Annotated in this window: 11 protein-coding genes; all 11 read right to left on the bottom strand. The window is 70.7% G+C overall.

All coding sequences use genetic code 11. The annotated features are described in order from the left end of the window. Nucleotides 1-1,625, bottom strand: a 1,625-nt coding sequence (locus B7L92_RS13020) for a RelA/SpoT family protein (protein WP_143626313.1), incomplete at its 3' end; no start/stop codon positions are given. Between the two features lie 192 nt (nucleotides 1,626-1,817). Then, the gene (locus B7L92_RS13010; protein WP_016827081.1) at nucleotides 1,818-2,357 is read right to left on the bottom strand and encodes an adenine phosphoribosyltransferase; all 540 of its coding nucleotides are present in this window, start codon (nucleotides 2,355-2,357) and stop codon (nucleotides 1,818-1,820) included. Further along, complete coding sequence (gene secF / locus B7L92_RS13005) at nucleotides 2,354-3,469, bottom strand: protein translocase subunit SecF (protein WP_081237575.1); 1,116 nt, start codon at nucleotides 3,467-3,469, stop codon at nucleotides 2,354-2,356. Before secF ends, B7L92_RS13010 begins: the two co-directional genes overlap by 4 nt. Before the next feature lies 1 nt (nucleotide 3,470). Continuing rightward, complete coding sequence (gene secD, locus B7L92_RS13000) at nucleotides 3,471-5,297, bottom strand: protein translocase subunit SecD (RefSeq protein WP_081237574.1); 1,827 nt, start codon at nucleotides 5,295-5,297, stop codon at nucleotides 3,471-3,473. 142 nt (nucleotides 5,298-5,439) lie between these two features. Continuing rightward, a complete protein-coding gene (gene yajC, locus B7L92_RS12995) occupies nucleotides 5,440-5,934 on the bottom strand; it encodes a preprotein translocase subunit YajC (protein ID WP_081237573.1) in 495 nt (164 codons plus the stop codon). A 166-nt stretch (nucleotides 5,935-6,100) separates the two neighbouring features. Further along, on the bottom strand, nucleotides 6,101-7,171 hold the full coding sequence (gene ruvB / locus B7L92_RS12990; RefSeq protein ID WP_081237572.1) for a Holliday junction branch migration DNA helicase RuvB: 1,071 nt from the start codon (nucleotides 7,169-7,171) through the stop codon (nucleotides 6,101-6,103). 28 nt (nucleotides 7,172-7,199) lie between these two features. Next, nucleotides 7,200-7,805 carry a Holliday junction branch migration protein RuvA gene (gene ruvA, locus B7L92_RS12985; RefSeq protein WP_081237571.1) on the bottom strand — a complete coding sequence of 202 codons (606 nt, stop codon included), beginning with the start codon at nucleotides 7,803-7,805 and terminating at the stop codon, nucleotides 7,200-7,202. Then, nucleotides 7,802-8,332: a crossover junction endodeoxyribonuclease RuvC gene (ruvC, locus tag B7L92_RS12980; protein WP_081237570.1), complete on the bottom strand. Its 531-nt coding sequence runs from the start codon at nucleotides 8,330-8,332 to the stop codon at nucleotides 7,802-7,804. The genes ruvA and ruvC overlap by 4 nt, the downstream gene beginning before the upstream one ends. Nucleotides 8,333-8,464: 132 nt before the next feature. Then, a complete protein-coding gene (locus B7L92_RS12975) occupies nucleotides 8,465-9,217 on the bottom strand; it encodes a YebC/PmpR family DNA-binding transcriptional regulator (RefSeq protein ID WP_081237569.1) in 753 nt (250 codons plus the stop codon). Between the two features lie 48 nt (nucleotides 9,218-9,265). Continuing rightward, entirely contained in the window at nucleotides 9,266-9,874 is a 609-nt protein-coding gene (gene pdxT, locus B7L92_RS12970; protein ID WP_081237568.1) for a pyridoxal 5'-phosphate synthase glutaminase subunit PdxT, read from the bottom strand. A gap of 8 nt (nucleotides 9,875-9,882) precedes the next feature. Then, nucleotides 9,883-10,794 (bottom strand): pyridoxal 5'-phosphate synthase lyase subunit PdxS, encoded by a 912-nt coding sequence (gene pdxS, locus B7L92_RS12965; protein WP_004990574.1) that lies wholly within the window; start codon nucleotides 10,792-10,794, stop codon nucleotides 9,883-9,885. Between the last annotated feature and the right edge of the window lie 78 nt (nucleotides 10,795-10,872).

The following is a 10,872-nucleotide window of genomic DNA, read 5'->3' as shown; positions in this document are numbered from 1 at the left end:
AGGCGGCCGTTGACCCGCGCGCCTATGGTGCGGTGGCCGACCTCGGTGTGGACCGCGTACGCGAAGTCCACCGGGGTGGCGCCCGCGGGGAGTGCGATGACATCACCCTTGGGGGTGAAGACGAAGACCTCGTTGCGGGACAGGTCGAAGCGCAACGACTCCAGGAACTCGCCCGGGTCCTCGGTCTCCTTCTGCCAGTCCAGGAGCTGCCGCAGCCACGCCATGTCGTTGACGGCGTCCTTGTCCTTGCCGGCGGACCTGGGCGCGTCCGTGCGCACCTTGGAGGCGCCGGCGACGGCCTCCTGCTTGTACTTCCAGTGCGCGGCGATGCCGTACTCGGCGCGGCGGTGCATGTCGAACGTGCGGATCTGCAGCTCGACCGGCTTGCCGCCGGGGCCGATGACCGTCGTGTGCAGCGACTGGTACATGTTGAACTTGGGCATCGCGATGTAGTCCTTGAACCGGCCGGGGACCGGGTTCCATCGCGCGTGCACCGTGCCGAGGGCCGCGTAGCAGTCGCGGACGGTGTCCACGAGGACGCGGATGCCCACCAGGTCGTAGATCTCCGCGAAGTCACGGCCGCGGACGATCATCTTCTGGTAGACGCTGTAGTAGTGCTTGGGGCGGCCGGTGACGGTGGCCTTGATGCGGGCCGCCCTGAGGTCCTGCTGCACCTCGTCGGTGACGATGGCGAGGTACTCGTCGCGCTTGGGGGCGCGCTCGGCGACCAGGCGGACGATCTCGTCGTACATCTTGGGGTAGAGGATCGCGAAGGCGAGGTCCTCCAGCTCCCACTTGATGGTGTTCATGCCCAGGCGGTGGGCGAGCGGCGCGTAGATCTCCAGGGTCTCGCGCGCCTTCTTCTCCTGCTTCTCGCGCTTGAGGTAGCGCATGGTGCGCATGTTGTGCAGGCGGTCGGCGAGCTTGATGACCAGGACCCGGGGGTCCTTGGCCATGGCGACGACCATCTTGCGCACGGTCTCGGCCTGGGCGGCCTCGCCGAACTTGACCTTGTCCAACTTGGTGACGCCGTCGACGAGCAGGGTGACCACGTCGCCGAAGTCGCGGCGCAGGTCCTCCAGGCCGTACTCCGTGTCCTCGACCGTGTCGTGCAGCAGGCCGGCCATCAGCGTGGCCGGGTCCATGCCGAGCTCGGCGAGGATGGTGGTGACGGCGAGCGGGTGCGTGATGTACGGGTCGCCGCTCTTGCGCTTCTGCCCGCGGTGCCAGCGCTCGGCGACCTGGTAGGCGCGCTCGATCTGGCGGAGCGTGGCGTTCTCGATCTTGGGGTCGTTGCTGCGCACGATCCGCAGCAACGGCTCCAGCACCGGGTTGTACGGGTTCGCGCGCTGGACACCGAGCCGGGCGAGACGGGCGCGGACGCGGTTGGAGGAACCGGAGCGGGCGGGCTGGCCCGTGTTCGGGCGGGCCATGGAGGCGGAGCGCTCGGGCGGGGCCGGCTTGGGGCGCGGCTGCTCGGGCTTGTCGACGGGGGTGGCCTGGGCGTGCCGGACCGGCCCGCGGGGGTCGTTCTTCGCCTGCGGCGCGCTCGGCGCGGGCTTGGCCGCGGCCGCCGAGGCGGACTCGGGCTTGGCGGCGGTCAGGTGCTGGGCCTCGTCTGGCAAGAGGGCTCCTCGTGCGCGATCCGGGTCCCCGGTCAGGCTCCGGAGATCCCATGGTAGCGATCCTGCGCCCGCCGATCGCCTCCGGAGCGGTGTGAGGACCGTCCCCCCGGGAAACGCGCGAGGCGGACGCCGGATTCCTCCGGGTCCGCCCGCGTGGTGGGACAAGGGCCTCCGCGCCGTGCCGTCGGCCGGTCAGACGGTGAGCAGCGCCTCCAGCGGTGCGCCCGCCAGGGCCGGTTCCAGACGGGCGCGGCCGCCGAGGAAGCCGAGCTCCATCAGCACGGCGAGGCCCGCGACCTCGGCGCCCGCCCTGCGGATGAGCCGGACCGACGCCTCGGCGGTGCCCCCGGTGGCGAGGACGTCGTCGACCACCAGGACGCGGTCGTCCCCGCAGAGGTCCTCCGCGTGCACCTCGATCTCCGCGGAGCCGTACTCCAGGTCGTACGCCTGACCGAGGGTGGCTCCGGGGAGCTTGCCCGCCTTGCGCACGGGGATGAAGCCCAGGCCCGCGCGGACGGCGACCGGGGCGGCGAGGATGAAGCCCCGGGCCTCCAGGCCGACGACCTTGGTGGCGCCGGTCTGCTCGGCGATGCCGACCAGGGCGTCGGTGAGCGCGGTGAAGGCCGCCGGGTCCGCCAGGAGCGGCGTGATGTCCTTGAACATCACGCCCGGCTCCGGGTAGTCCACCACGTCCCGGATGCGGCTGAGCAGCAGTTCCTTGATGTCGGTCATCGGCGCCTTCCCGAGCTCCGGCCCCGGCCGCGGTCGCGCGACGCGGACTGGTTGCGCGAGCCGACGGCGGCGGGGGCGTTTTCTTCGTCGTCGTACGCGTCGTCGGCGGCGGCCGGGGCGCCCTGGGACTCGTCCCTGGCCGCCCCGTGGGCCCGCTTGGCCAGGACGCGCTTCTTGAGGGTCTTCATCGCCGGCTCTCGTTCCTTGAGGTCGGCGACGAGCGGGGTGGCGATGAAGATCGAAGAGTACGCGCCGGCGGCGAGGCCGACGAACAGCGACAGCGAGATGTCGTTCAGCATGCCGGCGCCAAGGACACCGCCACCGATGAACAGCAGGCCCGCGACGGGCAGCAGCGCCACCACCGTGGTGTTGACGGAGCGGACCAGGGTGCTGTTGATGGAGCGGTTGGCGACCTCGCTGTACGTCCAGCGGGTCTGCTTGGTGATGTCCTTGGTCTGTTCCTTCAGGCTGTCGAAGACCACGACCGTGTCGTAGAGCGAGTAACCGAGGATGGTCAGCAGACCGATCACCGTGCCCGGCGTGACCTCGAAGCCGACGAGGGCGTAGATGCCGACGGTGATGGTGATGTCGTGGATCAGGGCGATGAACGCGGCGACCGCCATGCGCCACTCGAAGGCGATCGCCAGGTAGATCACCATCAGCACCATGAAGATGCCGAGGCCCTGCCAGGCCTTGTTGGCGATCTGCTCGCCCCAGCTGGGGCCGACCAGTTCGGCGTTGATCTGCTCCGCGTCGACCTCGAGGTCCTGGGCGAGCGTGTCCTTGATCCTGTCCGACGCGCCCGTGTCGATGCCGGCGACCTGGATGCGCATGCTGCCGTCGCCGAGCTTCTGGACGATGGCGTCGTGGCCGGACGCATCCTCCGCGTACCTCTCGGCCGTGGCGACCGAGACGCTCATGTTCTTCGGGGTGGTGAAGACCGCGCCGCCCTGGAACTCGATGCCCATGTGCAGGCCGCGCACCGCCAGGCCGACGATGGCCGTGATGGTGATCAGGACGGAGATGCCGTACCAGATCCTGCGGTTCTTGATGAAGTCGTAGCCGATCTCGCCGTGGTGCAGTCGGGCGCCGAGGGTGCCGAGCTTCGACATCTCAGACCTCCTTGGTCTCGACGGGGCCGGCGACGGCGGGGACGGAACGGCGGGTACGGCGCAGCGGCGGCTTGGCTCCCAGGGCCTCGGGGTCGAGGCCGGACCACTTGTGACCGCTCGCGAAGAACTTCCGCCGGGCCATCAGCGTCAGCAGCGGCTTGGTGAAGAGGAACACCACCACGACGTCGAGCAGGGTGGTCAGGCCGAGCGTGAACGCGAAGCCCTGGACCTTGCCGACGGTGACGACGAAGAGCACCGCGGCGGCGAGGAACGACACGAAGTCGGAGACCAGGATGGTGCGCCGGGCACGCGGCCAGGCCCGCTCCACGGCGGGGCGCAGCGTGCGGCCCTCGCGGATCTCGTCCCGGACCCGTTCGAAGTACACGATGAACGAGTCCGCCGTGATGCCGATCGCCACGATGGCACCGCACACGGCCGGCAGGTTGAGCGCGAAGCCGATGGTCGGGCCGAGCAGCGACATGATCACGTAGGTCAGGGCGGCGGACACCAGCAGCGAGAGGAGGGCGATGAAGGACAGGCCCCGGTAGTAAACCAGCAGGTAGAGGACGACCAGGGCGAGACCGATGGCACCGGCGATCAGGCCGGCCTGCAGCTGCTCGCCGCCGAGCGCGGCGGTGACGGTGGTGACGCTGTCCTCGCGGAAGGTCAGCGGCAGGGCGCCGTAGGACAGCATGTTGGCCAGTTCCTGGGAGGACTGCTGGGTGAAGTTGCCGGAGATCTCCGCGTTGCCGCCGGTCAGGGCCTGGCTGACGTAGGGGTCGGAGACCACCTCGCCGTCCAGGACGATGGCGAACTGGTTCTGCGGGGACTGCTTCTGGGCCAGCTGGCCGGTGATGTCGGCGAACTTCTTGGCACCCTTGTCCGTGAAGTCCATGGTGACGGTCCAGCCGGCACCGGTCTGCGTGTTCAGGACCGCCTGGGCCTTGTCGACGTCCGTGCCGTCGACCGCGGCGGGGCCGAGGAGGTACTTCTGCCACTGGCCCTGGGAGTTCTGGCCGCAGGCGACGGTCGAATCGCCGGCCTTGGCACCGTCAGCGGCCTTGGCCCGGACGGCCTCCTTGGTGCAGTCGAGCGCGGCGTACTGGGCCTGGAGCCCGCTGTCGTCGTTCCCGGAGGTGCCGCCGGTCGCGGAGGGAGTGGGGGCGGGGGTGGCCTCGTCCGCGGCGGAAGCGCCGGCGGAGGGCGTCTCGTCGGCCTTCAGGGCGTCGGTGAGCGCGCGGCCCTGGGTGGTGGAGCCCGCCGACGGGCTGGTGGAGGCGGACGGTGAGGAGCCGTCGGACTCCCCGTCCGCGGCCTTCTCGGTGGCCTTCTCCGTGGCCTTCTCCGTCGCCTTGTCCTTGCCGGCGCCCTCGCCCGAGGGGCTGCCGGAGGCGCTCGGCGTGGGGGCTGTCCCGCCGCCGGCGAGTTCGGTGGCGACGACCGGGCGGAAGTAGAGTTTGGCGGTGGTGCCGACCTGTTCCCGGGCCTGCTGGGAGTTCGTGCCCTTGGGAATGTTGACGATGATGTTGCGGGTGCCCTGCGTCTGGACCTCGGCCTCGGAGACGCCGAGACCGTTGACACGGCGCTCCATGATGGAGACCGCGGTGTCCATGTTGGTCTTGTTGATCGCGGATTCCTGGCCGGCTTCCGGTACCGCCGCGAGCGTGATGCTCGTGCCGCCGGCCAGATCGATTCCCAGACGCGGAGCGGTGTGACCGGAGGCGAACATGCCTCCGGTGAGTGCCACGATGGCGAGCAGGATCAGGGCAAGCGAGCGCCCGGGCTTGCTTTGGGCGCTCGCGTTCTGTCCCTTTTTGAGTTTGGTCACCTTCTCGTACTCCCTCTCGGGCCGCTTCGCGCCCGGCTCGACGGGCGGGCGGCCATGGCGTGGTGTCGAAATTCCGTGTGAACGGAGCGTGTCCCGGGGCACGCGGGTCCGACCCACGCATCCCGGGACACGACTGTTGTTGCTACTTCGCCTCGGAGCCGCCGTCGGTCTTCTTCGGCTGCTCGTCCGCCTTCGCGTCGGCCGGCTCGTCGGCGACGGGCTCGTCGGCCGCGTCCTTCTTGCCGAAGTCGACGGGCTTGTCGTCGGAGACGGCGGCGTCGGAGGACTCGTCGGTCCCGGTGAGGGAGGAGGCGTCGTCCGGGACGACATCGGCGTCGGACCTCAGGTCGTGCTCGATGCCGTGGACGATGCGGTTGTACTCGTCGTCGCTCAGGACGGCACCGATCGCGTTCTTGGCGAACATCAGGTCCACGCCCGGGCCGGCGTCGAGGAGGACCGTGTCCTCGTTGACCTCCTTGACCGTGGCATACATGCCCCCGATGGTGCGGACGCCGGAACCGGGCTGCATCTGGTTCCGCATCTCGATGGCCTCTTGCTGCTTCTTCTTGGCCGACCGGGTCATCAGGAACATGGCCCCGATGAGCACAATGAACGGGAGGAGGGTCAGGAGACTCACGGGTCGGAACTTCCTTCACACGACCGCGCTGGTGAACGGCCTGTTGGTTGGGGGTGGTGTGATGCCGCCGACAACGGTGGCACCGGCGGAGTCTAGGCGAGTCCGCGCGCAGGGAACAACGCTCAGCATGGCACCGGGGTTCCTGCCGGGGCCACCGCCTCGGCCGTCACGCCCCGAACAGGTTGCCTTGTCCGTTTCCGGGGGTCCCCGAGCGGGGCGGGGTGAGGCCGAGGTGCTCCCAGGCCGCCGGGGTGGCGACCCGCCCGCGCGGGGTGCGGGCGAGCAGGCCCTCACGCACGAGGAAGGGTTCGGCCACTTCCTCCACTGTCTCACGCTCCTCCCCGACCGCGACGGCGAGCGTGGAGAGGCCGACGGGGCCGCCGCCGAACAGCTTGAGCAGCGCCTGGAGCACCGCGCGGTCGAGCCGGTCCAGTCCGCGGGCGTCGACCTCGTAGACCGCGAGGGCCGCCGCGGCGATCTCCTTGGTGATCAGGCCGTCCGCCTTGACCTGCGCGTAGTCGCGGACGCGCCGCAGCAGGCGGTTGGCGATCCGGGGCGTGCCGCGGGAGCGGCCGGCGATCTCGGCGGCGCCCTCGGTGTCGATCTCGACGTCGAGGAGGCTCGCCGAGCGGTGGACGACCCGCTCCAGCTCGGCGGGCTCGTAGAACTCCATGTGCGCGGTGAAGCCGAAGCGGTCGCGCAGCGGCGGTGGCAGCAGGCCCGCGCGGGTGGTGGCGCCGACCAGGGTGAAGGGGGGCAGTTCGAGGGGGATGGCGGTGGCGCCGGGTCCCTTGCCGACGATGACGTCGACGCGGAAGTCCTCCATCGCCATGTACAGCATCTCCTCGGCGGGCCGGGACATCCGGTGGATCTCGTCGAGGAAGAGGACCTCGCCCTCCTGGAGGGAGGAGAGGATCGCCGCGAGGTCGCCGGCGTGCTGGATGGCGGGGCCGGAGGTGATGCGGATGGGGGCGCCCATCTCGGCGGCGATGATCATCGAGAGGGTGGTCTTGCCGAGGCCGGGGGCGCCGGAGAGCAGCACGTGGTCGGCGGTGGCGCCGCGGGCGCGGGCGGCCCGCAGCACGAGGTCGAGCTGCTCGCGGACCTTCTCCTGGCCGATGAACTCGTCCAGGTCCTTGGGGCGCAGGGCGGCCTCGACGGCCTGGTCCTCACCGTCGGCGGACGCACCGACGAGCCGCTCGGTGGCGGGGGTGTCGGTCGTGTCGTCCCAGTTCATGTGCGTGTGCCTCAGCTCTCCGTACGGGCTATCGGGCGCGGTTCAGCGTCTGCAGGGCCGCCTTCAGCAACGGGCCGACCCGGGGCGTGCCTCCGGCCGCCTCCGCCTGGGGCGTCACGGCGGCCACCGCCTCGTCGGCCTCGCGGGTGGCGTACCCGAGGCCGATCAGGGCGGCGTGCAGCTGGTCGCGCCAGCCGGCGGCGGCCGGGGCGCCCGCGGCCGGCGCGCCGACCGGTTCGCCCAGGCGGTCCTTCAGCTCCAGGAGCAGCTTCTGGGCGCCCTTCTTGCCGATGCCGGGTACGGCGGTGAGGGCCTTCTCGTCGCCGGTCGCGACGGCACGGCGCAGGGCGTCCGGGGTGTGCACGGCGAGCATCGCCTGCGCGAGCCTCGGACCCACGCCGCTCGCGGTCTGCAGCAGTTCGAAGACCTGGCGTTCGTCGTCGTCCGCGAAGCCGTACAGGGTCAGCGAGTCCTCCCGCACGACGAGGGACGTGTGCAGTTTGGCCGGCCGGCCGACGCGGAGCGTGGACAGCGTGTTCGGCGTGCACTGGACGGCCATGCCGACACCGCCGACCTCGACGACCGCGGTGTCGGGGGCGAGGGCGGCGACGGTGCCGCTGACGAAGGCGATCATGCCGTACGGCCTTTCGTTGCGTGCAGGGCGACCGCCTGCTGGAGTCGGTTCTGCGCGGGGGCGCGCCAGATGTGGCAGATGGCGAGGGCGAGCGCGTCGGCCGCGTCGGCGGGCTTCGGGGGCGCGGCCAGCCGCAGCAGCCGGGTGACCATGGCGCCGACCTGCGCCTTGTCGGCGCGGCCGGAGCCGGTGACGGCGGCCTTGACCTCGCTGGGGGTGTGCAGGGCGACGGGGATGCCGCGGCGGGAGGCGCACAGCAGGGCGACGGCGCTGGCCTGGGCGGTGCCCATGACCGTGCGGACGTTGTGCTGGCTGAAGACGCGCTCCACGGCCACGTACTCCGGCCGGTGCTCCTCCAGCCACTGCTCGAGGCCCTGCTCGAGGACGACGAGGCGGTGTCCGAGGTCGGCGTCCGCCGGGGTGCGAACGACCCCGACCCCGAGCATGGTGAGCGGCTGCCCGGCGACGCCCTCGACCACGCCGACGCCGCACCGGGTCAGCCCCGGGTCCACCCCCAGCACACGCACACCGGGCCCCTCTCTCTCGATCGCCTGTTCGTGCAGGCTATCCGCTGTCACCGACAACGCGGGCAAGCGGACAGGGCGACGGGCCGACGGGTGCGCCCCGTCGGCCCGTTGAGTCGGCTGGGGCCCGCGGCGTTACGCGCCGACCTTCTCCATGATCTCGTCGCTCACGTCGAAGTTGGCGAAGACGTTCTGCACGTCGTCGCTGTCCTCCAGGGCGTCGATCAGCTTGAAGATCTTCTTCGCGCCCTCCTCGTCCAGCTCGACCTGCATGGTCGGGACGAAGTTGGCGTCGGCGGACTCGTAGTCGATCCCGGCGTCCTGGAGGGCGGTGCGGACCGCGACCAGGTCGGTCGGCTCGCTGACAACCTCGAAGGACTCGCCGAGGTCGTTGACCTCCTCGGCGCCCGCGTCCAGGACGGCGCCGAGGACGTCGTCCTCGGTCAGCTCGCCCTTGGGGACGATCACCACGCCCTTGCGGTTGAAGAGGTACGACACCGAACCCGGGTCGGCCATGGAGCCGCCGTTGCGGGTCATGGCGACGCGGACGTCGGAGGCGGCGCGGTTGCGGTTGTCGGTGAGGCACTCGATGAGCACCGCGACACCGTTCGGACCGTAGCCCTCGTACATGATCGTCTCGTAGTCGGCGCCGCCGGCCTCCAGGCCCGCGCCGCGCTTGACCGCGGAGTCGATGTTCTTGTTGGGGACCGACTGCTTCTTGGCCTTCTGGATGGCGTCGTACAGCGTCGGGTTGCCCTCGGGGTCGGCGCCGCCCATCCGGGCCGCGACCTCGATGTTCTTGATCAGCTTCGCGAAGAGCTTGCCGCGCTTGGCGTCGAGGACGGCCTTCTTGTGCTTCGTCGTGGCCCATTTAGAGTGGCCGGCCATCTGCCTGTCTCCTTCGCGTAACCCATCTCTGCAACGGACGCAGGAATCCTACAAGGAGTCGGCCGTCCGCCACGCGTGCACCATTTCGACGAACAGGCCGTGCACGCGGTGGTCCCCGGTCAGTTCCGGGTGGAACGACGTGGCCAGGGCGTTGCCCTGGCGGACCGCCACGATGTGTCCGTCGTGCTCGGCGAGCACCTCGGCCCCGGCCCCGACGGACTCGACCCAGGGGGCGCGGATGAAGACGCCCTCCACGGGGCCGCCGGCGACGCCCTCGACGTCGACCGCGGCCTCGAAGGACTCGTTCTGCCGTCCGAAGGCGTTGCGGCGCACGATCATGTCGATGCCGCCGACGGTCTCCTGGCCGGAGCGCGGGTCGAGGATCTTGTCGGCGAGCATGATCATGCCGGCGCAGGTGCCGTAGACGGGCATGCCGGCCCGCACCCGCGCGCGGAGGGGTTCCATCAGGCCGAAGAGGACGGCCAGCTTGGAGATGGTGGTGGACTCGCCGCCCGGCAGGACGAGGCCGTCGACCTCGGCGAGTTCCTCGGGGCGCCGCACCGCCCCGGCCACGGCGCCGGCCGAGGCCAGGGCGGTGAGGTGCTCCCGCACGTCGCCCTGGAGGGCCAGGACGCCGATGACGGGGGCTTCGCTCATGGAAGGGGTCACCAACCGCGGTTGGCGTAGCGCTCGGCCTCGGGGAGGGTGTCGCAGTTGATGCCGACCATGGCCTCGCCCAGGTTGCGGGACGCGTCCGCGATGATCTTCGGGTCGTCGTAGAAGGTGGTCGCCTTGACGATGGCGGCGGCGCGCTTGGCCGGGTCGCCGGACTTGAAGATGCCCGAGCCGACGAAGACGCCCTCGGCACCGAGCTGGCGCATCAGCGCGGCGTCGGCCGGGGTGGCGACACCACCGGCGGAGAAGAGGACCACGGGCAGCTTGCCCAGCTCGGCGACCTCCTTGACCAGCTCGTACGGGGCGCGCAGCTCCTTGGCGGCGGCGTACAGCTCGTGGTTGTCGAAGCCGCGCAGCCTGGCGATCTCGTTCTTGATCTGGCGCAGGTGGCGCACGGCCTCCACGACGTTGCCGGTGCCGGCCTCGCCCTTGGAGCGGATCATGGCGGCGCCCTCGGCGATGCGGCGCAGGGCCTCGCCCAGGTTGGTGGCGCCGCAGACGAAGGGGGTGGTGAACGCCCACTTGTCGGAGTGGTTGACCTCGTCGGCGGGGGTGAGGACCTCGGACTCGTCGATGTAGTCGACGCCGAGCGACTGCAGCACCTGCGCCTCGACGAAGTGGCCGATGCGGGACTTGGCCATGACCGGGATGGAGACGGCGTCGATGATGCCCTCGATCATGTCCGGGTCGGACATCCGGGCCACGCCTCCGTCCTTGCGGATGTCGGCCGGGACCCGCTCCAGGGCCATGACGGCGACGGCGCCCGCGTCCTCGGCGATCTTCGCCTGCTCCGGTGTGACGACGTCCATGATCACGCCGCCCTTGAGCTGCTCGGCCATGCCGCGCTTCACGCGCGCGGTGCCGGTCTCGGGACCCTGGTTTTCGGAGAGCGTGCTGGACACGAATGACCTCGCTGAGGGGGAAAGGGGGTTTCTGCAGCACTGAGGAAACGGCAGCGGACCGGTCCACAGCAAGGGCCA

The sequence above is a fragment of the Streptomyces viridosporus genome (genome assembly GCF_002078235.1).
In the GTDB taxonomy this organism is placed as follows: domain Bacteria; phylum Actinomycetota; class Actinomycetes; order Streptomycetales; family Streptomycetaceae; genus Streptomyces; species Streptomyces viridosporus.
The sequence above is the reverse complement of the archived record's forward strand: the minus strand, read 5'-3'. Positions and strand labels throughout refer to the sequence as shown.